A 25,549-nucleotide genomic window follows, 5' to 3' on the forward strand; every position below is an offset into this window, starting at 1 on the left:
GCAGGAGGCGTCATGCAGCAGATAGTTTTTCTCGATAGCGATACCCTGGATGCGGGTGTCACCCTGCACCATCCCGGCTTCCCCCACCACTGGCAAAGCCATGCGAGCACGGCTCCCGAACAGGTGGTGGAGCGGCTCCGATGCGCCAGCATCGCCATCATCAACAAGGTGCGCATCGGTGCCGCCGAACTGGCCCAGTTGCCGGACCTGAAACTCATCGCCCTGGCCGCCACCGGCAGCGACAACGTGGATCTGGAGGCATGCCGCGCCGCTGGCGTCGGGGTGTGCAACATCCGCAACTACTCGGGCCCCTCGGTGCCGGAGCACGCCATGGCGCTGATGCTGGCCCTGTCGCGCAATGTGTTCGCCTGGCGCCAATCTCTGCAGGAGGGGCGCTGGCAGCAGAGCGGCCAGTTTTGCTTCTTCGATCACCCCATCATGGATCTGCACGGCAAGCGGCTCGGCATCATCGGCAAGGGCACCCTGGGCCAGGCGCTCGGCGAGCGGGCCAAGGGGATCGGCATGGAGGTGCGCTACGCCCAGAGTCAGGTGGGTGCCAGTCACGATGAAGATCGGCTGCCACTGGACGCGCTGCTGCAAAGCTCGGATGTGATCAGCCTGCACTGCCCGCTCACCCCCTACACCCGTCACCTGATTGGCGAGCGGGAGCTGGCGCTGATGAAACCGGGCGCGCTGCTGATCAACGTGGGCCGGGGCGGTCTGGTGGATGAAGAGGCCTTGCTGCGGGCGCTGGCCAACGGCCGGCTCGGTGGTGCCGGCTTCGACGTGGCGAGCGTCGAGCCGCCGCCCCCCGATCATCCGCTGATGCAGGCCCTGCAATACCCCAACTTTATCCTGACCCCACACGTGGCCTGGGCCAGCGAGGAGTCGATGCAGCGTCTCGCGGATCAGCTGATCGACAACATCAACGCCTTCGCCGAGGGACGGCGCCAGCACCGGCTGGTCTGAACCACAGCATGCGAAAAGGGGCCGGTTGGCCCCTTTTGCTTATGGCTCATCACTATGGTGCGCCAGCCAGCACGGCTGACATCAGTCATCGTGGTGCCATCTGTGTTTCTTGTGCTTCTTGTGTTTCTTGTGATGCCTGTGCCTATCGTCGTAGTAGCGGTCGTTGTTGCTCTTGTGACCATCTCCCGTCTTGGCACCTATGGCCGACCCACTGGCACCGCCGATGCCGGCACCGATCAGCTGGCCCGTGCTGCCTCCCACGCTCTTGCCGATGGCTGCCCCGCCCAGCGCACCGACGGCGCCCCCCAGGGCCGCTTCATTCTTGTTGCCCTTGTTGGCAGTGGCGGCGCCACCGGCCGCGCCACCGACGGCCGCTCCCACCAGGGCGCCGGTATCGCCTCCCAGCTCTTTGCCGATCATGGTGCCCGCCACGCCACCGGCACCGCCGCCGAGTATGGTGTTGAGGGTTTCCGAGGCCTGCACTGCGCCGCTCACCAGCAACAGGGAGCCCAACAGGGCCAGGGCGCTCATGCCGTGCTTTTTCATCTCCATGGGGTACTCCTGTCAAACCTGATTAATTTCCCCTGCACTATACAAATCGCCGCTCACTCCGCCAGTGGCCCCCGCGGCCTGACACCTCATACAAAAGAATCCGAGCCAGAAAAAAGCGCTCAAGATGAAAGACTAATCATTTGAAAATAAAGATAAAAATATGCAAAGCAGCACAAGGTGAGCGGTATATCACCCCGGCCCGAACTGTCGCAGCCCGCTACGCTCACGCCGGGATAAGACAGATATTGTCAGCGAAGGGGAGCCAGACTCACCGCCACTCTCCGGTGACGAAGAGGGATGCCAGCGATCCCGCGCCAGCCACTTGCGCTGATAGAGACAGTCGTCGCACGCTCGAACAGAAAAGAGGGCGAGCAGCCGGAGTGACAGTATCTGATGGTGAAAATACCGGATTACTCATTGATTTAAATACGCTGAACGCGGGCTGATTGATAAAAAAGATAACAATATGAGCGCACTCATTCAGGCTGCGCATATGTATATCCACAAAAAGTAAAAACAGTGACCACTGTGCGTTGACGGTTAAGCGGGAAGGCGGTGTTATAGTCTATAGCTTGCACAATCGGAGCCGGATGGTCTTCTCTCTGGCCACCGAATGCGATTATCTGTCAAACCAAGGAGATGTTATGAGCAGTCCGTTTATCGAACAGATCAAAGCACGTCGTACCATCTATGCCCTGGGCGACCAGGTCTCTCACACGCCGGAGCAGCTGACGGCCCTCATCCAGGATGCCATCAAGCACAGCCCCTCCTCTTTCAACTCCCAGAGCTCCCGCGCCGTCATTCTGTTTGGCGCCCAGCACCACACGCTGTGGGACATCGTCAAGGCGGAGCTGAAGAAGATAGTACCGCCGCAGGCCTATGCCCAAAGTGAAGCCAAGGTGGATGGCAGCTTCCGGGCCGGCTTCGGTACCGTGCTCTTCTTCGAAGACACCGACGTCATCAAAGATCTGCAACAGAAATTCGCGCTGTATGCCGACAACTTCCCCATCTGGTCCGAACATGCCACCGGCATCGCCCAGTTTGCGGTCTGGACGACCCTGGCTCAGGAGAAGATCGGCGCCTCCCTGCAGCACTACAATCCGCTGATCGATGAAGCGGTGCGCAAGGAGTGGAACCTGCCCGCCAGCTGGCTGTTGCGCGCCCAGATGCCCTTTGGCAGCATCAAGCAACCGGCCGGTGACAAGACCTTCATGGATGACGCCGCGCGTTTTCGCGTCTTCAAGTAACTCTTTAGATAGCAAAGCGCCCCCGTAGTTCGGGGGCGTTTTTATTGTGGCAGGCAGTGCTGATGGCGATAGCTCATACCGCAATATGCGGCCGTAACGCGCTCTCCGGCGCTAAGGTGGGCAGCGTCACCAGCAGGGACTCGCTTTCCCCAAGCGTCACCTTTACCTCGCGCCAATCGCGGATCACGGCCACCACGGCAGGATCGAGCCGCCGGTTGCCACCGACCTGCACCACTGTGCTGCCGGCCCGCAGGGCACTCTCGATACCGGCTGGCGCATCCTCGAACACCAGACAGCGAGCGGGCGGTACGCCAAGTCGCGCGGCGCCCAGCAGATAGGGTTCCGGATCGGGTTTGCCATTGCTCACAGCTTCGGCCCCCACCAGCACGTCGGGCAGCGGCAAACCGGCACAATTCAGGCGATGGTGGGCAACCCGCTCACTGGCGGAGGTCACGATGGCCCAGCGCCGGGGCGGCAAGCAGCGCAGCAACTCGCCAGCCCCTGCGATGGTATCACCGCCGGTATGTTCCATCTCCAGCTCGTCGAGCCGCGCGGCCTCCCGCTCCACATCCAGTTGCGGGGCCAGCGCCCGGATCACCTCCCACGAGCGCATGCCGTGGCACATCGCCAGCACCGGCTCGGGGGCAAGCTGATGATGCTGGCACCAGAGCCGCCACACCTTCTCCACATCACCGGTCGAGCAGACCAGGGTGCCATCCATATCGAGCAGCAGGGCGGATACCGACATGGTGATGTTACTCATGTCGGCGCTCATGCTGGCACCTCTGTCAGCTCGGGCGCAGCGCCAGAGATCGCATCGGCAAAGGCCTGCTGCTGGGCGGCACGCTCATAACAGGCCAGCGCCTGCTCGGCACTACCAGCCCACACCGGCAAGGGGCCGACCACAAACCCCTGTTGCAACAGGCTGGCGAGCAGCTCCCCCGTCTCAGGTGCTGCCAATGGCTGGGCCAGCACCAGCGTGCCCTTGATCAAAAAAAGATAACGTTGAGTCGACATGATATGGCTCCTTGTTTCAGGTCGGAGGGAGCCGCGACTCCCTTTACCGGACCATTAGAACAAGTCGATTAGATAATTTATAATCAATAAATCACCACTTTAGATAACCATATGGAATGAAATTCGACCTGAGGCAATTGCAGGCATTCGTGATGCTGGCCGAGACCGCCAACTACCGGGAGGCCGCCAGCCGGCTGTTCATCACCCAACCGGCCCTGACCAAGCAGATCCAGGGGCTGGAGCAGGCCCTTGGCAGCACCCTGTTCAATCGCGGTCGCCACGGCGCCGGATTAACGGCCATCGGCGCCCAGCTGCTCACCCAGGCGAGCGCACTGGTCGAACACAGCAGGGAGTTTGAAAGCCACGCGCTGGCGGTGGCGAGTGGCGTAGCCGGGCGGCTCAAGATTGGTTTCGGCCTGTCGAGCTTTGCACTGGCCCCTGCGCTGGTGGCCCGCTTCAAACAGCAGGTCACGGACGTGATGGTCCATCTGCAGGATATGCCCTCCGCCATCCAGCAGGAGCAGCTGCTCTCCGGCCAGTTGCAGCTTGGCTTTATGCGCAGGCCCCAGATACCACAGCTGCGGGAACACAGGCTGCTGATCGATCGGCTGGTGCTGGCAGTACCGACCCGGATGACAGCGCCCGATCCGGCCGCATTCGATGTCCAGCACGCCTTGGCCAGCCAGCCACTGCTGCAGATGGTGGGCCGCCGCTGTCCCGGTCTCAGCCAGCAGATCGCCGGTTTTCTCGGCGCCAACCGGCTGACGGGCATGATCCAGGAAGCCGAAGATATCCAGACCCTGGTGGCACTGGTGGCCGCTGGCATCGGCAACGCCATACTGCCGCGCAGCGTCAGCTTTATCGCAGGCCCCGATGTCACTCTCTACCCCCTCTTTGGCCCCGGCTCCGAGTGGGAAGTCAGCATGGTATGGAACCCTGATGTTGCCGACCCCATCCGGGATCACTTCGTCAGGCAGGTGATCGCCAGCCACCCCACGCCGGTATCGGCCACTCCCGAGCGCTGATACCTACGCTCACGGGCGCTGACTTGAATATTACCCGCTACCAGGCTGCCGAGATCGTTGCAAGCTTGGCGGATCCCCTCTGCCGCCATCAGTACCTGTGGCTCGACCAGGCTGTCGAACATCTTCAGGTAGTTGACCCCCGGCCCGTTAGCTGTGTAAGCCCACCATGACCGTCATCCTGACATGAAAACACCAAGCAAAGATGAGAGACCGATGAGTCATTATCCGAAGTAAAGCGACCCTTGTTCACTTCGCCAAATGCCGTCACTGACTACTGGGGAACAAGAGGCATAACCCCTTATCCCTGACCGTGATGACCATTCAGGATTAAAGAGCCGTTGATTATCAATCAATGAGTCGTAGTGGCGATTGAACAGTCCGGCCTCAGTGGCCACACAATTGATCCTCACAGGGAATGCCATCCCCCTCCCCGTCCATCTTCATATTCGGGCAGTGTTGCAGAAACCAGGTTGCCTCGTCGCAGGAGGTCATCTGGGAACAATACTCACGACCATCACACTCATAGCGACGAGCCGGCATCTGCGAGGCGCTGGAGGCACGGCTTTCGCCCCCGACGGAGGAAACCGGCAAGGGGGCCATCGACTCGCCAGAGAAGCGGGAATAGATGGAAAATAGGCCTGCGAGCACCAGCAGGGGGATGAGTTTGCCGCACCAGCTGCTCTTGCGGCGATAGGAGTGGCCAGGGCGGGACCGAGATGAAACGGATTGCGGTGTCCCCATGGCTGCCGGTCGGCGGACCACGTCGTTGCCGGACAAGGGGGGTGGCACAACAGCGTCAGCCAGCGACCAGGGCCGGTCGGGAAAAAACACCTGCACGGCCCTGAGCTTGTCATCCTTGCCCCTGCCTATCTGGTAGGTGACCCGCTCCCCCACCTCGGGCAGCCGGCCATCGGATTGCAGCGCCGAGATGTGCACGAACAGCTCGCCCCCTTGCTGCTCTCCCTCCTCCTGCCCCGGCGTGATAAAACCGAAGCCTCGCGCCTCGTTCCAGCTCGCGATCCGTCCCTGATAACGCATGCCCTCATCCTTGTGGCCATCAATGCTGACACCATGTTGCCCTAAAACGACGCAGGCTCAACAGGGGCATGGGGACAAAATGTCAAAATAGTGAGCGAAAACAACCTTAACCGGCGGGATCATGCCAGCTGGGCCACCGTGATGATCTCGGCGATGCGGCCGAGCATCCGCAATGAACCGTGATGCTCACTGGCGTCGGCAGCGGCGCAGGCATCCTCCAGTATGGTGATGGCGTAGTCCCGATCCGCAGCCTGAATGGCCCAGCTGGTGCTGACCCCGCACAGATAGAGGTGATCGATGCGATTAGCCCGCAGCGCTGGCTCCAGCTCGGGGTGAAAGTCGGTGCCACTGTCGGCCAACGAAAGCGCACCAAACTGATTGGCCCGACCAAACATGGGGGAACCCTTGGGTTGCAGCAGATAGCCGCCGTCAAAGCCGACCTTGATCAGGATCACCAGCCAGCCGTGGGCACGGGCATGGGCCAGCGCCTGATTCGCATGGGTGATGGCACCCTGCTCCTGTACATGGGCTGCCGAGGTGGCAATGCGCCCGTCCGGGTGAGCTATATCCTGGATAAAATCGATCGCCAGCCGTGCCTTGTTTATTAACTCAGATCCCTCGTGATGGCGCCCGGCGTCTTATACCAGCCCCAGCGCATAGCGCAGCGCCATCTCCTTGACCGGGCCGGCCTTGTCCGCCAGATTGAGGGCCAGATTGCGGGCCAACTTGAGGGGACCTATCTCGTTGCTGAACACCCCGTAGAAGAGATCCATCCCCGATTGCATCAGCAGGTTATCGGGGCGACGGCGACGCTCGTAACGCTCCGCCAGGGCCAGCTGATGCCAGTCGGCACCGGCCTTTTCCAGTAACCCGGCCCAGCAGGCCACGTCCTTGAAGCCGAGGTTGACCCCCTGCCCCGCCAGCGGGTTGATGGTGTGGGCGGCATCGCCGAGCAGCACTACCCGACCGGCGTGATAGTCGTTGGCGTGGCGTCGTACCAGCGGGAAACTCCCCTTGGCCGTAACGGTGAACCCGCCGAGCCGGGCCGGAAAGTGGCGGCGCACCTCCTCCCCCAGCCTTTCGTTGCTCATGGCCGACAGGGCGCGAATGCGGGCCGGGCTGTCATACCACACCAGGGAGCCATGCTGGCCGGGCAGCGGCAGGAAGGCACGCGGGCCGCTCGGGGTAAATTGCTGCCAGGTGATGTCTTCCTGTGCAAACGCTGTGTCGATATTGATCAGCATACAGTGCTGGCGATACTCGAAGCGCGACACGCCTATGCCCGCCAGCCGGCGCATCTGGGATTCGGCGCCATCGCAGGCCAACACCCAGTGGGCGGCGAGTTCAGTGCCATCGTCCAGGGTCAGCACCGCCTCGTTCCCCCCCTGCTGCAGGCGAGTGACCGCCGCCGGTGTGTGGGTCTGGATGTTGGGAAAATCCTCCATCCGCTTGAGCAGGGCCAGCTGCACCAGCCGGTTTTCGATGATGTAGCCAAGCAGGGGCAGGCCCAGATCGGCCGCATTGAAACGGGTGGCAAAACCATCCAGCTCCCAGGTCTCCAGCCGGCGGTAGGGACAGAGTCGCATCTGCTGCAGGTGCGACCAGGCGCCAGCCTGAGCCAGCAACGCCACCGAGGCCTGGCTGATAGCGGAAACCCGCAGATCCAGCGGCTGCGAGCAGGCGTATTGCTCGGGCAATTGGGTCTCTATCACCCGAATGGAGAGGCCCTGCGCCGCCAGCAGACAGGCGGTAGCGGCACCGACCATCCCAGCGCCGACAATAGCGATATCACACTGTTCCATAACTTGATTCCTGAAAGGGGACGCCCCGGACAAGGGTAGACGGGGCCAAACCGAATGGAGACATGATACCGCAAGGGACCGGCAGAAACAGTGAGACAATTTGCGAATTGCCACGCAAAATCAAGGAGAAAGCCCGAGCAAATAGCGGCAGGCCAAGAGGGAGAGAGCCCCATGACGGGCTGGATATTAGCTAGGCAGTATCCAGATTGCGGAGTAAAATGCCCGGTCCTTTGACCATGCCGATTTCAACACAAGTCAAGAGAAGCAATGAGCAAGAAACTTCACATTAAAACCTGGGGTTGCCAGATGAACGAGTACGACTCGTCCAAGATGGCCGACCTGTTGGATGCCAGCAATGGCTATGAACTGACCGAGGAGCCCGAAGAGGCAGATGTCTTGCTGCTGAATACCTGCTCCATCCGCGAAAAAGCACAGGAGAAGGTGTTCCATCAGCTGGGGCGCTGGAAAAAACTCAAGGCCAACAAGCCCGGTCTGGTGATCGGTGTGGGTGGCTGTGTCGCCTCTCAGGAGGGTGACAACATTCGCACTCGCGCCCCCTATGTGGATATCGTCTTCGGTCCCCAGACCCTGCATCGTCTGCCCGCCATGATCAAGCAGGTGCAGGAAGGCCGGGGTGCCCAGGTGGACATCGCCTTCCCCGAGATCGAAAAATTCGACAACATGCCGGAACCCCGTGCCGAAGGGGCCACCGCGTTCGTCTCCATCATGGAAGGCTGCTCCAAATACTGCTCCTTCTGCGTGGTGCCCTACACCCGTGGCGAGGAGGTGAGCCGGCCGATGGACGACGTGCTCTACGAAATCGCCCAGCTCGCCGAACAGGGCGTGCGCGAGGTGAACCTGCTGGGCCAGAACGTCAACGCCTACCGGGGCCCGACCTTTGATGGCAGCATCTGTTCCTTCGCCGAGCTGCTGCGACTGGTCGCTGCCATCGATGGCATAGACCGTATTCGCTACACCACCAGTCACCCGATCGAGTTCACCGACGACATCATCGAGGTCTACAAGGACACGCCGGAATTGGTCAGCTTCCTGCACCTGCCGGTGCAAAGCGGTTCGGATCGCATCCTGACCATGATGAAGCGCCCGCATACCGTGCTGGAGTACAAGTCCAAGATCCGTCGCCTGCGCGCCGCCCGTCCCGACATCACCATCAGTTCCGACTTCATCGTCGGCTTCCCGAACGAGACGGACGAGGATTTCGAGGCCACCATGAAGCTTATCGAAGAGATCAACTTCGACATGAGCTTCAGCTTCATCTATAGCCCGCGCCCCGGCACGCCGGCCGCCGACATGCCCGACGACGTCGACATGGAAGTGAAAAAGGCCCGGTTGGCCCGGCTGCAGCATGTCATCAACAACCAGTCGATGCAGATTGGCCGTGCCATGCTGGGCTCCACCCAGCGCATCCTGGTGGAAGGCCCCTCCCGGCTCGACCCCATGCAGCTGTGTGGCCGCACCGAGAACAACCGGGTGGTCAACTTCGAAGGCCTGCACACCCTGATCGGCGGCTTTGCCGACGTGGAGATCACCGAGGTACGCCCCAACTCCCTGCGCGGTCGTTTTATCCGCGGCGAGGATGAGATGAACCTGCGCATTGCCACGGCGCCACGCGAGATCCTGGCACGCCGTCCAGACAACGTGCCGGACGAGCTGGGCGTAGCCGCCTTCACTCCCCACTAATTTCTTCGTGCCCATCTGGCCTGGCCTGATGGGCACTGCATCAAGACGAGGATATTTTGAGCCGACATATCTCGACCCTGAACCTGCATCTGGAGCCCGCCGACAATCAGCGCCTCGCCAGCCTGTGCGGTCCCTTCGATGACAACATCAAGCAGCTGGAACGCCGCCTCGGCGTCGAGATCAGCTACCGTGACAGCCACTTCCAGTTGGTGGGCAAACCGGCCCAGCTGGATGCCGCAGCCGTCATCCTCAAGCACCTCTATGTGGAAACCCAGCCCCTCAAGGGCGGCAAGGTGACCGACATAGTGCCAGAGATGGTGCACCTGGCCATTCAGGAGTCGCGGGTGCTGGAGCAAGATGACGAACCGGCCGCCAGCGTCCCACATGGCAAGGAGGTGACGGTCAAGACCAAGCGCGGCCTCATCAAACCACGCAGCCCCAATCAGGCGCAGTACATCGCCAACATAGTCCAGCACGACATCAGCTTCGGCATAGGCCCGGCCGGTACCGGCAAGACCTATCTGGCGGTGGCCGCCGCCGTGGACGCGCTGGAGCGTCAGGAGATACGCCGCATCCTGCTGACCCGCCCGGCGGTGGAAGCGGGCGAGAAGCTCGGTTTTCTGCCCGGCGATCTCTCCCAGAAGGTTGACCCTTACCTGCGCCCGCTCTACGACGCCCTGTTCGAAATGCTGGGGTTCGAGCGGGTCGAGAAGCTGATGGAGCGCAACATCATCGAAGTGGCGCCGCTCGCCTATATGCGCGGTCGCACCCTCAACGATGCCTTTATCATCCTGGATGAGGCCCAGAACACCACCACGGAGCAGATGAAGATGTTCCTAACCCGCATCGGCTTCAACTCCAAGGCGGTGGTCACCGGCGACATCACCCAGGTGGATCTGCCGCGCAGCACCAAGTCCGGCCTGCGCCACGCCCTGGAAGTGCTGCAAGGGGTCGACGGCCTGTCGTTCAACTTCTTTGAATCCAAAGACGTGGTACGCCATCCGGTGGTCGCCCGTATCGTGCAGGCCTACGAGGCGTTCGACGCCAAACAGGCCGAATCCATCCCTGCCAAAGCCCATAAAGAGAGTGCCCAATGAGTGTGACCCTGGATCTGCAACTGGCCTGCGCTCAGGCGGAAGATCTGCCGAGCGAAGCCAGGCTGCAAGGCTGGCTTGATGGCACCATACTCGGCTTTCAGCAAGAGGCAGAGGTGACGGTGCGCATCGTTGACGAGGCGGAGAGCCGCGAGCTCAACCTCACCTATCGCGGCAAGGACAAGCCCACCAATGTGCTCTCCTTCCCGTTCGAGGCGCCACCCGGCATGGAACTGCCGCTGCTCGGCGATCTCGTCATCTGCCGCCAGGTGGTGGAACAGGAAGCTGTCGAGCAGAACAAACCGCTGGAGGCCCACTGGGCCCACATGGTTGTGCACGGCAGTCTGCATCTGCTAGGTTATGACCATATCGAGGATGAGGAAGCCGAAGAGATGGAAGCGCTTGAGCGCGACATCATGCAGGAACTCGGTTTTGCCGACCCTTATCTGAACGACGAAGAGTAAACGCGTAAAGGACGGGACAGTCATCGCCTTGAAACAGCCGATGGCCATCCTTATATCACCAAGACAATTCCAAATGTGTTCAAGCGAGTAACCAAGAGAAAAAATGACCGACGATCACCCTAGTACCGGCTCGCCGAAGAAAACCTGGCTCGACAAACTCAGCCAACTCTTCCAGGGCGAGCCAAAAGACCGCAACGATTTGGTGGATGTGATAGCCGATGCCGAGGAGCGCGATCTTATCGATCAGGACACCAAAGACATGATTGAAGGCGTGCTCGAAATTGCCGAGCTGCGCGTTCGCGACATCATGATCCCCCGCTCCCAGATGGTCACCATAGAGAAGTCCCAGCCGGTGGACGACATCTTGCCGGTGATCATCGAATCCGGTCACTCCCGCTTCCCGGTGATCAACGAAGACAAGGATCATGTGGAGGGCATCTTGCTCGCCAAGGATCTGCTGCCGTTCGGGTTTGGCGGCCATCACGCCAGCGAGCCGCTGCAGCTCGAGAAAATCTTGCGCCCTACCGTGATCGTGCCCGAGAGCAAGCGGGTCGACCGTCTGCTCAAGGAGTTTCGTGAAGAGCGCTACCACATGGCCATCGTCGTGGACGAGTTTGGTGGCGTCTCGGGTCTGGTGACCATTGAAGACATACTGGAGCTCATCGTCGGCGAGATCGACGACGAGTTTGATGACATCGAAGATGAGCCGGACGAGATCCGCCGCATCAGCAAGCGGGTCTTCTCGGTCAGCGCCCTCACCGAGATCGAGGATTTCAACGACTTCTTCGGCACCCAGTTCAGCGATGAAGAGGTGGATACGGTGGGCGGTCTGGTGATGCACGCCTTCAGCCACCTGCCGAAAAAGGGCGAGGAGATAGAGCTGGACGGCTACCTGTTCAAGGTGATGCACGCCGACAGGCGCCGCCTGCAGCAGCTGCAGGTGAAGATCCCCGACAACCATGTCGCGGCCCAGTCTGAAGCCCAGTAAATTCAGCGCGGCCCCAGCCAGCCGTGAAGCATCAGCGCCCCGATCGTCGGGGCGCTTGCCATTTGGCCACAGGACAAGGCCACCCTACCCTCTGACCCCGCACGTCATCCCTTGCCCGGCACGCCGCCCTTTATTTCCCGTTTCCCGCCCGCTGGCGCCCACCACAGCCGGGAGGCTCGCCGTTGACCGTATTTACAGGTTAAGATACCGGCCAATCAACCTGTTGCAGTCCAATCCGAGCCTCTATTGCCCGTGAAATCGAAACTCCTGACAAGCCTCTGTGCCATGGCATCCGGCGCGCTCGCCGTGCTGGCCTTCTCCCCTTTTAACTACTGGCCGCTGGTGATCCTGTCCCTGCTCGGCCTCTATGCCCTGCTGGACAAGGCCAACCCCAGGCAGGCGGCCTGGCGTGGCTTTGGCTATGCCATGGGTCTGTTTCTGCCCGGGCTCTGGTGGATCCACGTCAGCATGACCATGTTTGGTGGCATACCACTGCCGGTCGCCTTCGTGCTGCTGGTAGGGCTGTCGGCCTATCTGGCGCTCTACCCGACCCTGGCCTGCTGGGCCTTCGCCCGTTTCTTCAGTGGTCGTCACTGGAGCCGCTGGCTGCTCGCCTTCCCGGCGCTCTGGCTGGTGGCCGACTGGTTGCGCGGCTGGGTGATGACAGGCTTCCCCTGGCTCTGGTTTGGTTACAGCCAGATCGACGGGCCGCTCAAGGGCCTAGCCCCCATCCTGGGGGTGCAGGGCATCACGCTGGCTCTGCTACTGTCGGCCTCCGCTCTCTGGCTGGTGTGGCAGAGCCGCAAGCCGGTCTGGCTACTGCTGCCCGTCGCGCTGATCGGTGCCGCTCAGGGGCTGATGCAGATCAACTGGGTGACCCGGGGCGAGCCGGTCAAGGTCGCCCTGGTGCAGGGCAACATAGCGCAGTCTCTCAAATGGGATCCCGAGGCGCTGGTACCGACGGTGCGCAAGTATCAGGATCTCAGCCGCGAGCACCAGGATGCCGACATCATCATCTGGCCGGAATCGGCGATCCCGGCCATCGAGAAGGAGATGGGCAACTACCTGGATAGCCTGGACAAGGCGATGAAGGTGAACGACACCGGCCTGCTGGTGGGCATCATTCATTATGATTTCGAGCAGCAGCGTTTCTTCAATACCGTGCTGGGCATGGGGGTGCAGGATGCGGATGGCAAGGAGTCGTATCACTATGGGCACCAGAACCGCTACTACAAGCACCACCTGCTGCCCATCGGCGAGTTCGTGCCGTTTGAAGATCTGCTGCGTCCCATCGCGCCCCTCTTCAACCTGCCCATGTCCTCCTTCAGTCGCGGGAATGCGCAGCAACCGAACCTGATCGCCAAGGGGTTCAAGTTCGCCGTCGCCATCTGCTACGAGATCATCTTCCCGGACGAAGTGCGCCGCAACGTGCAGCCGGATACCGACTTCCTGCTGACCATCTCCAACGATGCCTGGTTCGGCACCAGTATCGGTCCCTGGCAGCACATGGAAATAGCCCGCATGCGCGCGCTGGAGCTGGCTCGCCCGCTGCTGCGCAACACCAACACCGGCATCACCATAGTCACCGAAATCGACGGCAGCATCATAGCCCAGCTCCCGCAGTTCGAGGCCGGGGTGCTGAGAGCCGAGGTACGTCCCGCCCACGGTTCGACCCCCTACCTGCGCTTTGGCAGCTGGCCGCTGTACGGGCTGACGGCCCTGCTGCTCGGTCTGGCACTGGCATTGCGCCCTCGTGCTCATCCCTGGGCCCGTGAGCTCTGAACCGGCAGTCCGGCTCATCGCTGAACACAAGAGGCGCCCCCTGGGCGCCTCTTTCCATCTGGTTATCTGACGGGATCAGGGCGAGAGCGGCTCGCGGTGATACTCGTAACCGCCGCACTCGGGGCAGGTATCCAGCGGCTGTGGATGCAGCACAGTATGGCGCCAGCCACACTGCTCGCACACCATGACGCCGAGGCCCACCCAGTCACCCGCCTCGTACACCCCCTTGTGCTCCAGCTCGTCGGCCAGCTCGCGCCACTCCACCTGGGCGCGGTCGGTCACGTCCGCCAGCCAGGACCAGGCGGTGTCTTTGAGAGCCAGCATAAAGGCAGACTCCTCCACCTCGGCGCGCCCCTCGTCATAGTTGCCCAGATCCCGTTTCACGTACTCGGCAATCAGCGCCAGCTCATCCTGAGTCAGGTCACCGGCCGCCTCCAGATAGGCCTGCACCTTGGCGATCATCCGGTTGAGGCGCTCCCCCTGAAACTCTTCAGTCTCTTGCCACTGTTTTTGCAGTTCGGCAATGAAGGCTTCGTACCCTTTTTGACGCTTGTCCATGGTCGTTACTCCTCTACTGAACCCTGATCATGCCCGGCATAAGGGCTGACGGATGCTGGCGGTTGTTGCCGCCGCTGGATATGGGTATTCTATTGCGATTTCCCAGCTGATTTATCTATTCATTTCACAGATCCGGATGTCACCAATGCAAGAGCAATACGTTCCCCAATCCATAGAACCAGCAGTGCAAAAGCACTGGGATGCCAAGAAAACCTTCAAGGCGGTGGAGAAAGTAGACAAGGAAAAGTTCTACTGTCTCTCCATGTTCCCCTATCCGTCTGGTCGTCTACACATGGGGCACGTTCGCAACTACACCATAGGTGATGTGATCTCCCGTTATCAACGCCTCAATGGCAAGAACGTGCTGCAACCCATAGGTTGGGACGCATTCGGTCTGCCGGCGGAGAACGCCGCAGTCAAAAACAACACGGCACCGGCCCCCTGGACCTACGAAAACATCGAATACATGAAGAACCAGCTGAAGATGCTGGGGCTGGGCTATGACTGGGATCGCGAGCTGGCGACCTGCAAGCCGGATTACTACCGCTGGGAGCAGTGGTTCTTCACCAAGCTCTACGAAAAGGGGCTGGTCTACAAGAAGACCTCCTCCGTCAACTGGTGCCCGAACGACATGACGGTACTGGCCAACGAGCAGGTGATCGACAACTGCTGCTGGCGCTGCGACACCCCGGTGGAGCAGAAAGAGATCCCCCAGTGGTTCATCAAGATCACCGACTACGCCGAAGAGCTGCTCAGCGATATCGACAATCTGGACGGCTGGCCGGAGATGGTCAAGACCATGCAGCGCAACTGGATTGGCCGCTCCGAAGGGGTCAACATCAGCTTCGCCATCGACGGTCAGGCTGAGCAGCTGGAAGTCTACACCACGCGTCCGGACACCTTCATGGGCGTCACCTATGTCGGTATCGCCGCCGGTCACCCGCTGGCGCTGCAGGCAGCTGCGACCAATCCGGAACTGGCCGCCTTTATCGACGAGTGCAAGAACACCAAGGTAGCCGAAGCGGAGCTGGCCACCATGGAGAAGAAGGGCATGGCCACCGGCCTCTATGCCATTCACCCGCTGGATGGCCGCAAGGTGCCGGTCTGGGTCGCCAACTTCGTGCTGATGAACTACGGCACCGGTGCCGTGATGGCGGTTCCGGGTCACGACCAGCGCGACTTCGAGTTCGCCACCAAATATGGCCTCGACATCAAGGCAGTGATCAAGCCAGCCGATGGCGAGGTGGACGTGAGCGAAGCCGCTTACACCGAGAAGGGCGTGCTGTTCGCCTCCGGCGAGTTCGACGGTCTCGAGTTCCAGGCGGCTTTTGATGCCATCGCCAGCAAGCTGGAAGCGCTCGGCAAGGGCAAGCGCACCGTCAACTTCCGTCTGCGTGACTGGGGCGTCTCCCGTCAGCGTTACTGGGGTGCCCCCATCCCCATGCTGACCCTGGCGGACGGCACCGTGGTCCCGACGCCGGAAGATCAACTGCCGGTACTGTTGCCGGAAGATGTGGTGATGGATGGCATCCAGAGCCCGATCAAAGCCGACGCCGAGTGGGCCAAGACCACCTACAACGGTCAGGAAGCGTTCCGCGAGACCGATACCTTCGACACCTTCATGGAGTCCTCCTGGTACTACGCCCGCTACTGCTCCCCCGACTACGACAAGGGCATGCTGGACCCGGCTGCTGCCAACCACTGGCTGCCGGTGGATCAGTACATCGGCGGCATCGAGCACGCCTGTATGCACCTGCTCTACGCCCGCTTCTTCCACAAGCTGCTGCGTGACGCAGGGCTGGTGAACAGCGACGAGCCGTTCAAGCGTCTGCTCTGCCAGGGCATGGTGCTGGCCGACGCCTTCTACTACAAAGACGAAAAAGGCGGCAACGTCTGGGTCAGCCCGACCGACGTCAAGGTCGAGCGTGACGAGAAAGGTCGCATCACCAAGGCCATCGACCTTGAGGGCCGTGAAGTGATCCACTCCGGCATGACCAAGATGTCCAAGTCCAAGAACAACGGCATAGACCCGCAGCTGATGGTGGAGCGTTACGGCGCCGATACCGTCCGTCTGTTCATGATGTTCGCCTCCCCGGCCGAGATGACCCTGGAGTGGTCCGATTCCGGCGTCGAGGGTGCCCAGCGCTTCCTGCGTCGCCTGTGGCGCACCACCTTCGAACACGTCTCTGGTGGCGCTGTTGCCGCACTGGATGTGGCGGCTCTCACCAACGAGCAGAAAGCGGTACGCCGTGAACTGCACAAGACCATCGCCAAGGTGAGCGACGACGTGGGTCGCCGTCAGACCTTCAACACCGCCATCGCCGCCATCATGGAGCTGATGAACAACCTCTCCAAGCTGGGCTGTGACGAGCAGGACCGCGCCCTGATGCAGGAAGCGCTGGAAGCCGTGGTAGTCATGCTCTCCCCCATCACCCCGCACATCGGCTTCGAGCTGTGGAAGATGCTGGGCAAGGGTGACGACGTGGATCACGCTGCATGGCCGGTGGCCGATGACGCGGCCATGGTCGAGACCGAGAAGCTGGTGGTGGTGCAGATCAACGGCAAGATGCGCGGCAAGCTGACCGTACCGGCCGAGATCAGCCAGGCTGACGTCGAGAAGCTGGCCATGGCCGATGCCTCGGTGCAGAAATTCACCGACGGTCTGACGGTTCGCAAGGTCGTCTATGTGCCGGGCAAGCTGCTCAATATTGTCGCTAACTGATGGTAGCGAGGACCTCGTCCACCCCTTGCCAGGGAGGGCGCATGTTGCGTCTCCCCGTGCAAAGGGGAGGCAGGGAAGAGGTCCGCTGATCGTTGCCAACGAGGATGACGGCGGGCCCTGCGCCCGCCGTGCTTCACTTTATGCAAAGAGGATTTCATATGGGCACCCCCCTCATTCGCTGGATGGCTATCGTGCTGATGGGCCTGCTGTTGCAGGCTTGCGGTTTTCAAATGCGAGGCACGGCAATCCCGCCCGAGTTGATGACCATGAAGGTGGTCGGTGACAACAAGAGCGACTTATACCGACTGGTCACCACCCGCCTCAAGGCGGCGGGCGTCAAACTCGCCGACAAGGAGGGCATACCTGTGCTAACCCTGTCCGGCGTCAGCAGCACCAGCCAGGTTGCCTCGGTCGACGCCATCGGCCAGGCCCGTGAATACTTGCTGGGCTACAACACCCAGTTCACCGTCTCCATGCCGGGCAAGCCGACCCAGGTCTTCCCCATCACCTTCAACCGCAGCTTCCTGAACAAGCCGGATGCGGCGCTGGCCTCTTCCCGCGAGCAGGAGCAGCTTGGCAAGGAGATGCAGGAGCAAGCCGCAAACTTGGTTATCCGCCAGCTGAGCCAGCTCAAGTTCTGATGCGAGTATCTTGATGAGAGTCTACCCCGAGCAGTTTGCGGATCACCTCAAGGCAGGGCTCAAGCCCTGCTACCTCATCTTTGGTGACGAGCTCCTGCTCAAGCTGCAAGAGCAGGCCATCGACCTTGCGACCCACCTACTCAACCAGGCCAAGTTCTGATGCGGATCTACCCCGAGCAGTTTGCGGATCATCTCAAGGCAGGGCTCAAACCCTGCTACCTCATCTTTGGTGACGAGCCCCTGCTCAAGCTGGAGGCCATCGACGCCATCCGTCAGGCCGCCCGCAAGCAAGGGTTCGATGAGCGCCATACCTTCGTGGTGGAGCAGGGGCTGGACTGGAATCAGGTTTATGATGCCTGTCAGGCCATGAGCCTCTTCTCCGCCCGCCAAATCATCGAGCTGGAGCTGCCGGCCAAGGTCGACAAAGATCTGGCCGCCCGCATCAGCGAGATTGGCAAGCAACTGCATCCGGATCTGCTGCTGGTGCTCAGCGGTGGTCGCCTCAACCAAACCCAGATGAAGGCGGCCTGGTTCGACAAGCTCAGCCAGAGCGGCACCTATGTGCCGGTCAATCACCCCGAGCCACGCTTCTTTCCGCGCTGGATGAGCACCCGCTTCCAACGTTTCGGCCTCAAGGCGCTGCCCGATGCCATCAACTTCATGTGCCACTCCTACGAGGGCAACCTGCTGGCCGCCAGCCAGGAGATAGAAAAGCTGACCCTGCTGGCGCCGCCCCAGCCCATCAGCGTCGCCTATCTGCAAGAGACCATAGTACGCCACGCCCATTTCACGCCATTCCAGCTCATCGATACCCTGCTGGAGGGCAAGGTGAACCGGGCCCAACGCATCCTGCTGGCCCTGCGTGCCGAGGGCACAGAGCCAGGCATGCTGGCCTGGGCCCTGTGCCGCGAGCTGGAGCAGCTCACCGAGCTGGCCCTGGCCGCCAGAGCCGGTCAACCGCTGGTGGAACACTTCTCCCGCCTGCGTATCTGGCAGAGCCGCCAGCAGTTGATCCAGCAGGCCCTGACCCGGCTGCCCTTCACCAAATTGCAGCAGCTGTGGCAGCTGATGGCCCAGCTTGACGACGCCCAGCGTCGCTTCGACACCGAGCAAGCCTGGCTGATGTTGCAGACCATAGCCCTGGGTTTTCGCGATGGCACCCCGTTGCCGCTGGTCATGGAGAGCAGCCCGTGCTGAAGGCTGCGATCAGCCTGCTGAGGGCTCCTATCGGCCTGCTTGGCGGCACCTTCGACCCTATCCATATCGGCCACCTGCGACCGGCTATCGAGGCGCGGGACGCTATCGGGCTGGCCGAAATCCGGCTGATCCCGAACCATATTCCCCCCCATCGCGCCAACCCCTTCTGTTCGAGCGAGCAGCGCCTCGCCATGGTCAAACTGGCGGCCGCAGAGAATGCGGGATTCGTGGTGGATGAGCGGGAGCTCAAGCGGGACAAGCCCTCCTGGACCATAGACACCCTGATTGAGCTGCGTCATGAACTGCCCGACACCCCGCTCTGCTTTCTGATGGGGATGGACTCCTTGCTCGGCCTGCCTGGCTGGCACCGCTGGCAAGAGCTGCTCGATCATGCCCACCTGGTGGTGAGTGTGCGACCGGGCTGGCAACCTGATTACCCAGGGGAAGTTGCCGAGCTGCTGGCTCGCCATCACACCACGGATGCCACCGCGCTGCACCAGCGCCTGGCCGGCCATATCTGGCTGGCGGACAACCAACCCATCGAGCTGTCGGCCACCCGGCTCAGAGCCCTGCTGGCGGCCGGGGAGGATCCCCGCTACCTGCTGCCGCCGTCGGTGGCCGATTACATTCGGCAGCAAGGCCTCTACCCGGCAAGCTGACCACAACCGGCGCCGACTATTGTCTCTGCCGGTTGCGCACTATATTGATCAACAGGGGCCTGGTTTGCCAAGCGGGCACGGCCCCCGTTCCACTCCCCTTCGCCAGACTGGGAAACGGGAGTGACCATGATATAATCCGCCGCCCTCAGGCGTCGGAACACAGGAGAAGATCATTGCAAGGCCAAGAACTGCATGCCTTTATCGTCGACAAGATCGATGACATGAAAGGCCGCGACATCATCACCCTTGATGTGCGCGGTAAATCCAGCATCACAGACACCATGATCGTCTGTTCCGGCAACTCCAGTCGCCACGTCAGCGCCATCGCCCATCATCTGGCCAGCGAAGCTCGCCATGCCGGGCTCGATCTGCTGAGCGTGGAGGGGCAGCTCACGGGGGAATGGGTACTGGTGGACCTGGGACAAGCCATAGTGCACGTGATGCAGGACGAATATCGCGACTTCTACCAACTGGAAAAACTCTGGGGCGCTACCGCTCAAGTGAATGCGCAATAACAGAGCACAAGTGTAACAAACGATGAAGATCCAGTTGATTGCAGTGGGCACCAAGATGCCTGCCTGGGTAGAGCGTGGCTTCGAAGAGTACCGTCGCCGTTTCCCCAAAGACATGCCGTTCGAGCTGGTCGAGATCGGCGCCGGAAAGCGCGGCAAAAATGCCGATATTCCCCGTATCCTGCAAAAGGAAGGGGAAGCCATGCTGGCCGCCGCTGGCCGCTCGCGTATCGTGACCCTGGATATTCCCGGCAAACCCTGGACCACGGAGCAGCTCGCCGTGCAACTGGAAGCCTGGAAGCTGGATGGTCGCGACGTGGCACTGCTGGTCGGGGGCCCGGAGGGCTTGTCGCCCGAGTGCAAGGCCGCCGCCGAGCAGAGCTGGTCGCTGTCGCCGCTGACCCTGCCCCACCCGCTGGTGCGGGTGCTGGTGGCCGAGAGCCTCTATCGCGCCTGGAGCATCACTACCAATCATCCGTACCACAGGGAATAACCCATGGGGTTTTTGTCTTCTCCCTTCGTCTGTCATAAGGTAGCGGCATGCTGAAGAATCGCATCGAAATGCGCGACCACAGCGCCGAGGGTCGCCTCTTCTTCCGACGCACCCTGGTCGCCTACATTGGCATGATAGTGCTGATGCTGGTGCTGCTGGGCAATCTCTATTACCTGCAGGTCGAATCCTTCGAGACCTATCAGACCCGCTCCAATGACAACCGGATCCGGGTCGTGCCCGTGGCGCCGCCACGGGGCCTCATCTATGACGCCAACGGTGTGCTGCTGGCGGAGAACCGCCCCGTCTACAGCCTGGAAATCGTGCCGGAAGAGACCAAAGACCTGGAAAAGACCGCCGACGAACTGATCACCCTGCTGGCGCTGCCGGAAGGCACCAAGGAGAAATTTCTGGCCGAGGTCAAACGCCAGCGCCGTTTCAAGCCGGTGGCTCTGTTCGAGAAGCTGACCGAGTATCAGGTCGCGCTCTTCTCGGTCAACCAGCACAACTATCCGGGCGCCAGCATAGAGGCCTACCTCAAGCGCTACTATCCGTTTGGTGACACTCTCACCCATGCGCTGGGCTACGTGGCCAAGATCAACACCCGCGACGTGGAGCGCCTCGACAAGGAGGACAAGCTCGCCAACTATGCCGCCACCAAGGATATCGGCAAGCAGGGGGTGGAGAAGTTCTACGAGGATCAGCTGCACGGGGTGGCCGGGTATCAGGAGGTCGAGGTCAACAACCGCGGCCGCGTGGTGCGCACCCTCAAGTTCCAGCCGCCCGAGCCCGGCAAGGACATCTACCTCAACATCGACATTCGCCTGCAGCTTAAAGCACAAGAGTTGCTGGCCGGTCGCCGGGGCGCCATCGTCATGATGGATCCCAATACCGGCGCTATCCTGGCCATGGAGTCGAGCCCGAGCTACGACCCCAACCTGTTCGTGACCGGCATCTCTAACACCAACTATTCGGCGCTGCTCAACGATCCGGCCCGCCCGCTGGTGAATCGCACCACTCAGGGCATCTATGCCCCCGCCTCCACCGTCAAGCCCATGCTGGCAGTGATGGGGCTGAACGAGGGGGCCATCACCCCCAACTACCGCTACTTCGGCGGCCCCAGCTTCTCCATCCCGGGCACCACCAAGAAGTTTCGCGACTGGCGCCGCTGGGGCCATGGCTGGCTTGATGTCTACCGCGCCATCGAGGTGTCAGCAGATACCTATTTCTACGATCTCGCCTATCGGGTCGGCATCGACAAAATGCATAACTACATGACCAAATTTGGCTTTGGTCAGTACAGTGGGGTCGATATCTATGAGGAGACCAAGGGGGTCATGCCATCAAGAAACTGGAAGATGGCTCGCTGGCGCCAGCCCTGGTATCAGGGTGACACCATCTCTGTCGGTATCGGTCAGGGCTACTGGAGCGCCACCCCGATCCAGCTGGCCAAGGCCACCAGCATACTGACCCAGAACGGCCACGATGTGACGCCACACCTGCTCAAGAGCACGGCCTCGCAGGATGGGGTTGTCAACGCCCCCGTCAACCCGAACATGGCGCTCAAGGCCAAGAATGATGCCTATTGGCAGGTGGCCAAGGACGGCATGTGGCGCGTCATCAACGGCACTGAAGGCACCGGGCGCCGCGCCTTTGCCAACACCCCCTACAAAGCGGCAGGCAAGTCAGGCACCGCCCAGGTGGTGGGCATGAAAGAGAACCAGGTCTACGACGCCAGCACCATGAAGGTGGAACACCGTGACAACGCCCTGTTCGTCGCCTTTGCTCCGTTTGACGCCCCAAAGGCCGTAGTCGCCTTGGTGCTGGAAAACGCCGGCGGCGGCAGTAGCATGGCCGCGCCAGTGGCACGCCAGATGCTGGATGCCTATCTGGTGCCACCAGAGCCCCAGTTGCCACCGGCTCCCAAGCAGCTGCCCCCATCACCCGAGGCCGTTTCCCATGAGTAATTCCGCGCAGCGACAGAGCATCTGGTACCGGCTGCATATCGACCTGCCGCTGTTTCTCGGCCTGCTGGCCCTGATGTCCCTCTCCATGGTGGTGCTCTACTCTGCCTCCGGTCAGAGCGTGGACTCCATCGTGCGCCAGCTGGTGCGCGGCGGACTGGCCTTCGGCCTGATGATCGGCATGGCCCAGCTGCCTCCTTCCCTCTACGCCCGCTGGTCTGTGCCGCTGTTCGTGGTGGTGGTGCTGCTGCTCATTGCGGTGGACGTATTCGGCCACATCGGCAAGGGGGCCCAGCGCTGGCTGGATCTCGGCTTCATGAAGTTCCAGCCCTCCGAGGTGATGAAGGTCTCCATGCCCATCATGGTGGCAGCCTGGCTCAGCCGCCATTCGCTGCCCCCCAAATTCAGCCATGTGGTCATCGCCCTGGTGATGGTGCTGCTGCCCACCCTGCTGATCGCCGCCCAGCCCGATCTCGGCACCTCCATCCTGGTGGCTGCCTCCGGCTTCTTCGTCATCTTCCTGGCGGGGATCAGCTGGTGGCTGATCGGCCTGGCGGTGCTGCTCATCTGCGCCTTCATGCCGGTGCTCTGGTTCTTCTTGATGCACGACTACCAGCGCCAGCGGGTACTGATGCTGCTCGACCCGGAAAAAGACCCGCTTGGGCGCGGCTATCACATCATACAGTCCAAGATAGCGATCGGCTCCGGCGGCGTCTTTGGCAAGGGCTGGCTGCAAGGCACCCAGTCCCAGCTTGAATTTCTGCCCGAGCGCCACACCGACTTTATCTTTGCGGTCTTCAGCGAGGAGTTCGGACTGGTGGGGGTCGCCCTGCTGCTGGTCATCTACCTCTACATCATCAGCCGCTGCCTGTTCATCTCCATGCAGGCCCAGAACAGCTTCGAGCGTCTGCTCGGGGGGGCCCTGACCCTCACTTTCTTCGTCTATGTGTTCGTCAACATGGGCATGGTGAGTGGCATACTGCCGGTGGTAGGGGTGCCCCTGCCACTGGTGAGCTACGGCGGTACCTCCATGGTGACCCTGATGGCGGGTTTCGGCATCCTGATGTCGATCCAGACCCACAGAAGGCTGCTGGCCTGATGAGAGGGGGCTGGTTGGCGCTCGCCCTGTGCTCGCTGACGGCGAGTGCCGCCCCGGAGCCCGCGCGGCTGGCCCTGCTCGCCGAACAGCAGCAGGTGCCGCTGGCCGAATTGCAGGCGGCCACGGCACAGGCCCGGTTGCGCCAGGAGGTACTCGACACCATCAGCCGACCGTGGGAGGCCAAGCCCTGGCATCGCTACCGCCCGCTGTTCGTCACTCCGGATCGCATCCGTGACGGGCAGCAGTTCTGGCAGCAGCATGCGGCGACGCTGGCCCGCGCAGAGCAGACCTATCGGGTGCCCGCCTCCCTCATCGTCGCCATCATCGGCATAGAGACCTTCTACGGCCGCCAGATGGGCCGCCACTCGGTGCTCGACAGCCTCTACACCCTGGGATTTCACTACCCCGCGCGCGAGGAGTACTTCGCCAAGGAATTTGCCCAGCTGGTGCTGCTGGCCAAAGAGGAGAAGTGGCCACTCACCCGCCTCAAGGGCTCCTATGCGGGCGCCATGGGCATGGGGCAGTTCATGCCTTCCAGTTACCGCCACTACGCTGTCGATTTTGACGGGGATGGCAAGCGGGATCTGTTTGCCAACCCGGTGGATGCCATCGGCAGCGTCGCCAACTATTTCGCCGAGCATCAATGGCGCTGGGGCGAGTCTGCCGTCGAGCCCGCCTTGATCGGCCTGGCCCCCGTCAGTGCTCTGCTCAGACCCGAGCCCGAGCTCAAGCAACAGTGGGCAGAGCTGGCCGCCGCCGGCATTGAACTCGCCACACAGTTGGCACCACAGACGCCGGTAAAATTGCTGGTATTGGAACAGGCCGATGGACCGGAATACTGGGTCGCGCGCCACAATTTTTATGTGATCACCCGCTATAACCGCAGCCCTCTCTATGCGATGGCGGCACATCAACTCAGTCAAGCAATCCAGGAAGCGTATGCATTACAGCCACAAATTTCTCCCGCTCAGCCTGAGCTTGTTGCTGGCCGCCTGTAGCAGCCAGCCGGAGCAGGCCCCCCTGCCGCAGGAACCCGTCCAGCAGGAAAAACCCCAGGTCATCGAGATCCCGCAAGCCACAGGCGCCATACCACGTCCCGAGCCCCTGAGTGCCAGCGGCAACCGTGACTACTGGATCGGCAAGCAGAAGAACGAGGTGTGGCGCGACATCAAACACTACAGCGAAGAGGGCACCGCCAGCTGGCTGTCGCCGGACTTGGATGGCCAGAAAACCGCCAACGGCGATGTGCTGGACAGCACGCTGTTCAGCGCAGCCCACCGCAACCTGCCGCTGCCAAGCTATGTGCGGGTCACCAACCTGGCCAACGGGCTGGAGACTATCGTACGAGTCAACGATCGCGGCCCGTCCGACAGCACTCGCCTCATCGATCTCTCCTACGCTGCCGCCAAGCAGCTGGAGATGATCGATAGCGGTGAAGCGCGGGTACGGCTGGAGCTGATCAACGACAAACCGGATCAGATGATCGAAATGGTGCCCATGATGCCGATGCAACCCATGCAACCGGCGCAGAGCCCAGCGATCCCGGCCGCGCCGAAGGCTGCGGCGCAGGAGGGTTTTATGGGTGAACCGACCTCGCTCGCCATGGCCACACCAGCCGCCGCCAAACCAGCGCCGGCCAAGGCGGCCGCCCCCGCCAGCAGCAGCGACGGCAAGATGATCCAGGTGCTGGCCAGCGGCTCCCAGCCCAGAGCGGAAGCCATGGGCAAGGTGATGACTCAGCGCTACGGCGTGCCGTATCAGGTGGTGGTCCACGGCGCCCTTTTCCGGGTCCTGCTGGGACCGGTCGCCGCCGATCAGCAGGCAAGCCTGCTCGAGCAGATCCGTCAAGGAGGGGTGGAGCAAGCCTTTATCGTCCCCTGAAACCATGCGGCTCATCCCGGGTGAGCCAGCGTCTGGTGCCCGTCGTCACGTCGTTTCCCGGCGTGACGACGGCTCCCGATGGAGAAAAAACCAGACCAGATAGTACGCCGGACTATGACCGACGGGCGCTTCTGGTATAGTTAAGCC

25 protein-coding genes and 1 pseudogene are annotated in these 25,549 nt (G+C 61.6%); 19 read left to right on the forward strand and 7 right to left on the reverse strand.

The features are described from left to right. Nucleotides 1–12: 12 nt before the first annotated feature. Nucleotides 13–969 (forward strand): D-2-hydroxyacid dehydrogenase, encoded by a 957-nt coding sequence (locus WJM78_RS15675; RefSeq protein ID WP_042034697.1) that lies wholly within the window; start codon nt 13–15, stop codon nt 967–969. Nucleotides 970–1,050: 81 nt separating this feature from the next. Here the strand turns inward: WJM78_RS15675 and WJM78_RS15680 are convergent, their stop codons facing one another. Continuing rightward, a complete protein-coding gene (locus WJM78_RS15680; RefSeq protein WP_042034698.1) occupies nt 1,051–1,521 on the reverse strand; it encodes a YMGG-like glycine zipper-containing protein in 471 nt (156 codons plus the stop codon). A 644-nt stretch (nt 1,522–2,165) separates the two neighbouring features. Between WJM78_RS15680 and WJM78_RS15685 the strand changes: the two genes are divergently transcribed. Then, entirely contained in the window at nt 2,166–2,768 is a 603-nt protein-coding gene (locus WJM78_RS15685) for a nitroreductase family protein (RefSeq protein ID WP_339010371.1), read from the forward strand. A 73-nt stretch (nt 2,769–2,841) separates the two neighbouring features. On the opposite strand, the gene WJM78_RS15690 is transcribed toward WJM78_RS15685, so the two are convergent. Next, nucleotides 2,842–3,531, reverse strand: a complete 690-nt coding sequence (locus WJM78_RS15690) for an HAD-IA family hydrolase (protein ID WP_339010373.1) — start codon at nt 3,529–3,531, stop codon at nt 2,842–2,844. A gap of 8 nt (nt 3,532–3,539) precedes the next feature. Continuing rightward, nucleotides 3,540–3,785: a hypothetical protein gene (locus tag WJM78_RS15695; protein ID WP_339010375.1), complete on the reverse strand. Its 246-nt coding sequence runs from the start codon at nt 3,783–3,785 to the stop codon at nt 3,540–3,542. Nucleotides 3,786–3,901: 116 nt separating this feature from the next. On the opposite strand from WJM78_RS15695, the gene WJM78_RS15700 reads away from it, so the two are divergent. After that, entirely contained in the window at nt 3,902–4,810 is a 909-nt protein-coding gene (locus tag WJM78_RS15700; RefSeq protein ID WP_339010377.1) for a LysR family transcriptional regulator, read from the forward strand. Nucleotides 4,811–5,194: 384 nt separating this feature from the next. On the opposite strand, the gene WJM78_RS15705 is transcribed toward WJM78_RS15700, so the two are convergent. The 3 genes from WJM78_RS15705 to WJM78_RS15715 form a co-directional block, all read right to left on the reverse strand. Beyond that, complete coding sequence (locus WJM78_RS15705) at nt 5,195–5,848, reverse strand: cold shock domain-containing protein (RefSeq protein WP_339010380.1); 654 nt, start codon at nt 5,846–5,848, stop codon at nt 5,195–5,197. A gap of 119 nt (nt 5,849–5,967) precedes the next feature. Beyond that, entirely contained in the window at nt 5,968–6,453 is a 486-nt protein-coding gene (locus tag WJM78_RS15710) for an isochorismatase family cysteine hydrolase (RefSeq protein ID WP_339015888.1), read from the reverse strand. Between the two features lie 33 nt (nt 6,454–6,486). Then, nucleotides 6,487–7,650, reverse strand: a complete 1,164-nt coding sequence (locus WJM78_RS15715; protein ID WP_339010382.1) for an FAD-dependent monooxygenase — start codon at nt 7,648–7,650, stop codon at nt 6,487–6,489. 267 nt (nt 7,651–7,917) lie between these two features. On the opposite strand from WJM78_RS15715, the gene miaB reads away from it, so the two are divergent. The 5 genes from miaB (at nt 7,918) to lnt (ending at nt 13,679) form a co-directional block, all read left to right on the forward strand. Continuing rightward, a complete protein-coding gene (gene miaB, locus WJM78_RS15720) occupies nt 7,918–9,351 on the forward strand; it encodes a tRNA (N6-isopentenyl adenosine(37)-C2)-methylthiotransferase MiaB (RefSeq protein ID WP_042034708.1) in 1,434 nt (477 codons plus the stop codon). Nucleotides 9,352–9,407: 56 nt separating this feature from the next. Then, on the forward strand, nt 9,408–10,448 hold the full coding sequence (locus WJM78_RS15725) for a PhoH family protein (protein ID WP_275929989.1): 1,041 nt from the start codon (nt 9,408–9,410) through the stop codon (nt 10,446–10,448). Then, nucleotides 10,445–10,909, forward strand: a complete 465-nt coding sequence (gene ybeY / locus WJM78_RS15730) for an rRNA maturation RNase YbeY (RefSeq protein WP_108535393.1) — start codon at nt 10,445–10,447, stop codon at nt 10,907–10,909. The genes WJM78_RS15725 and ybeY overlap by 4 nt, the downstream gene beginning before the upstream one ends. Nucleotides 10,910–11,012: 103 nt before the next feature. After that, the gene (gene corC / locus WJM78_RS15735) at nt 11,013–11,897 is read left to right on the forward strand and encodes a CNNM family magnesium/cobalt transport protein CorC (RefSeq protein ID WP_042034712.1); all 885 of its coding nucleotides are present in this window, start codon (nt 11,013–11,015) and stop codon (nt 11,895–11,897) included. Between the two features lie 285 nt (nt 11,898–12,182). Continuing rightward, nucleotides 12,183–13,679: an apolipoprotein N-acyltransferase gene (lnt, locus tag WJM78_RS15740; RefSeq protein WP_042034714.1), complete on the forward strand. Its 1,497-nt coding sequence runs from the start codon at nt 12,183–12,185 to the stop codon at nt 13,677–13,679. 75 nt (nt 13,680–13,754) lie between these two features. Here the strand turns inward: lnt and WJM78_RS15745 are convergent, their stop codons facing one another. Beyond that, entirely contained in the window at nt 13,755–14,237 is a 483-nt protein-coding gene (locus WJM78_RS15745) for a zinc ribbon-containing protein (RefSeq protein WP_042034715.1), read from the reverse strand. Nucleotides 14,238–14,382: 145 nt separating this feature from the next. Between WJM78_RS15745 and leuS the strand changes: the two genes are divergently transcribed. The 11 genes and pseudogenes from leuS to WJM78_RS15800 all read left to right on the forward strand — a co-directional run bounded on the left by leuS (nt 14,383) and on the right by WJM78_RS15800 (nt 25,402). Beyond that, complete coding sequence (gene leuS / locus WJM78_RS15750; RefSeq protein WP_339010391.1) at nt 14,383–16,959, forward strand: leucine--tRNA ligase; 2,577 nt, start codon at nt 14,383–14,385, stop codon at nt 16,957–16,959. Nucleotides 16,960–17,117: 158 nt separating this feature from the next. After that, entirely contained in the window at nt 17,118–17,600 is a 483-nt protein-coding gene (gene lptE / locus WJM78_RS15755; RefSeq protein WP_042034717.1) for an LPS assembly lipoprotein LptE, read from the forward strand. A gap of 13 nt (nt 17,601–17,613) precedes the next feature. Further along, nucleotides 17,614–17,694, forward strand: a pseudogene (locus WJM78_RS15760) (DNA polymerase III subunit delta); the annotation flags it as partial. 65 nt (nt 17,695–17,759) lie between these two features. Then, nucleotides 17,760–18,797: a DNA polymerase III subunit delta gene (gene holA, locus WJM78_RS15765; RefSeq protein WP_339010395.1), complete on the forward strand. Its 1,038-nt coding sequence runs from the start codon at nt 17,760–17,762 to the stop codon at nt 18,795–18,797. Between the two features lie 14 nt (nt 18,798–18,811). Beyond that, the gene (gene nadD, locus WJM78_RS15770; protein WP_275930009.1) at nt 18,812–19,456 is read left to right on the forward strand and encodes a nicotinate-nucleotide adenylyltransferase; all 645 of its coding nucleotides are present in this window, start codon (nt 18,812–18,814) and stop codon (nt 19,454–19,456) included. Between the two features lie 173 nt (nt 19,457–19,629). Then, a complete protein-coding gene (rsfS, locus tag WJM78_RS15775; RefSeq protein ID WP_042034721.1) occupies nt 19,630–19,971 on the forward strand; it encodes a ribosome silencing factor in 342 nt (113 codons plus the stop codon). A 22-nt stretch (nt 19,972–19,993) separates the two neighbouring features. After that, a complete protein-coding gene (rlmH, locus tag WJM78_RS15780; RefSeq protein ID WP_042034723.1) occupies nt 19,994–20,461 on the forward strand; it encodes a 23S rRNA (pseudouridine(1915)-N(3))-methyltransferase RlmH in 468 nt (155 codons plus the stop codon). Between the two features lie 47 nt (nt 20,462–20,508). After that, on the forward strand, nt 20,509–22,425 hold the full coding sequence (gene mrdA, locus WJM78_RS15785; protein WP_339010398.1) for a penicillin-binding protein 2: 1,917 nt from the start codon (nt 20,509–20,511) through the stop codon (nt 22,423–22,425). After that, complete coding sequence (gene rodA / locus WJM78_RS15790; RefSeq protein WP_042034725.1) at nt 22,418–23,521, forward strand: rod shape-determining protein RodA; 1,104 nt, start codon at nt 22,418–22,420, stop codon at nt 23,519–23,521. Before mrdA ends, rodA begins: the two co-directional genes overlap by 8 nt. Further along, a complete protein-coding gene (mltB, locus tag WJM78_RS15795) occupies nt 23,521–24,519 on the forward strand; it encodes a lytic murein transglycosylase B (protein WP_275929992.1) in 999 nt (332 codons plus the stop codon). Before rodA ends, mltB begins: the two co-directional genes overlap by 1 nt. Continuing rightward, nucleotides 24,461–25,402, forward strand: a complete 942-nt coding sequence (locus WJM78_RS15800; protein ID WP_339010400.1) for a septal ring lytic transglycosylase RlpA family protein — start codon at nt 24,461–24,463, stop codon at nt 25,400–25,402. The genes mltB and WJM78_RS15800 overlap by 59 nt, the downstream gene beginning before the upstream one ends. Nucleotides 25,403–25,549: the final 147 nt, after the last annotated feature.

Origin of the sequence: Aeromonas popoffii (assembly GCF_037818705.1) — a bacterium.
Lineage (GTDB): Bacteria > Pseudomonadota > Gammaproteobacteria > Enterobacterales > Aeromonadaceae > Aeromonas > Aeromonas popoffii.

Bases quoted from the DNA above. Each gene is read 5' to 3' on its own strand.
- WJM78_RS15745 (WP_042034715.1), bottom strand. From the start codon at position 14,237: ATGGACAAGCGTCAAAAAGGGTACGAAGCCTTCATTGCCGAACTGCAA.
- WJM78_RS15800 (WP_339010400.1), top strand. From the start codon at position 24,461: ATGCATTACAGCCACAAATTTCTCCCGCTCAGCCTGAGCTTGTTGCTG.
- lptE (WP_042034717.1), top strand. From the start codon at position 17,118: ATGGGCACCCCCCTCATTCGCTGGATGGCTATCGTGCTGATGGGCCTG.
- WJM78_RS15680 (WP_042034698.1), bottom strand. From the start codon at position 1,521: ATGGAGATGAAAAAGCACGGCATGAGCGCCCTGGCCCTGTTGGGCTCC.
- WJM78_RS15675 (WP_042034697.1), top strand. From the start codon at position 13: ATGCAGCAGATAGTTTTTCTCGATAGCGATACCCTGGATGCGGGTGTC.
- corC (WP_042034712.1), top strand. From the start codon at position 11,013: ATGACCGACGATCACCCTAGTACCGGCTCGCCGAAGAAAACCTGGCTC.
- WJM78_RS15700 (WP_339010377.1), top strand. From the start codon at position 3,902: ATGAAATTCGACCTGAGGCAATTGCAGGCATTCGTGATGCTGGCCGAG.
- WJM78_RS15705 (WP_339010380.1), bottom strand. From the start codon at position 5,848: ATGCGTTATCAGGGACGGATCGCGAGCTGGAACGAGGCGCGAGGCTTC.
- rodA (WP_042034725.1), top strand. From the start codon at position 22,418: ATGAGTAATTCCGCGCAGCGACAGAGCATCTGGTACCGGCTGCATATC.
- ybeY (WP_108535393.1), top strand. From the start codon at position 10,445: ATGAGTGTGACCCTGGATCTGCAACTGGCCTGCGCTCAGGCGGAAGAT.
- mltB (WP_275929992.1), top strand. From the start codon at position 23,521: ATGAGAGGGGGCTGGTTGGCGCTCGCCCTGTGCTCGCTGACGGCGAGT.
- WJM78_RS15690 (WP_339010373.1), bottom strand. From the start codon at position 3,531: ATGAGTAACATCACCATGTCGGTATCCGCCCTGCTGCTCGATATGGAT.
- holA (WP_339010395.1), top strand. From the start codon at position 17,760: ATGCGGATCTACCCCGAGCAGTTTGCGGATCATCTCAAGGCAGGGCTC.
- lnt (WP_042034714.1), top strand. From the start codon at position 12,183: ATGGCATCCGGCGCGCTCGCCGTGCTGGCCTTCTCCCCTTTTAACTAC.
- WJM78_RS15685 (WP_339010371.1), top strand. From the start codon at position 2,166: ATGAGCAGTCCGTTTATCGAACAGATCAAAGCACGTCGTACCATCTAT.
- WJM78_RS15695 (WP_339010375.1), bottom strand. From the start codon at position 3,785: ATGTCGACTCAACGTTATCTTTTTTTGATCAAGGGCACGCTGGTGCTG.
- miaB (WP_042034708.1), top strand. From the start codon at position 7,918: ATGAGCAAGAAACTTCACATTAAAACCTGGGGTTGCCAGATGAACGAG.
- rlmH (WP_042034723.1), top strand. From the start codon at position 19,994: ATGAAGATCCAGTTGATTGCAGTGGGCACCAAGATGCCTGCCTGGGTA.
- WJM78_RS15715 (WP_339010382.1), bottom strand. From the start codon at position 7,650: ATGGAACAGTGTGATATCGCTATTGTCGGCGCTGGGATGGTCGGTGCC.
- mrdA (WP_339010398.1), top strand. From the start codon at position 20,509: ATGCTGAAGAATCGCATCGAAATGCGCGACCACAGCGCCGAGGGTCGC.
- leuS (WP_339010391.1), top strand. From the start codon at position 14,383: ATGCAAGAGCAATACGTTCCCCAATCCATAGAACCAGCAGTGCAAAAG.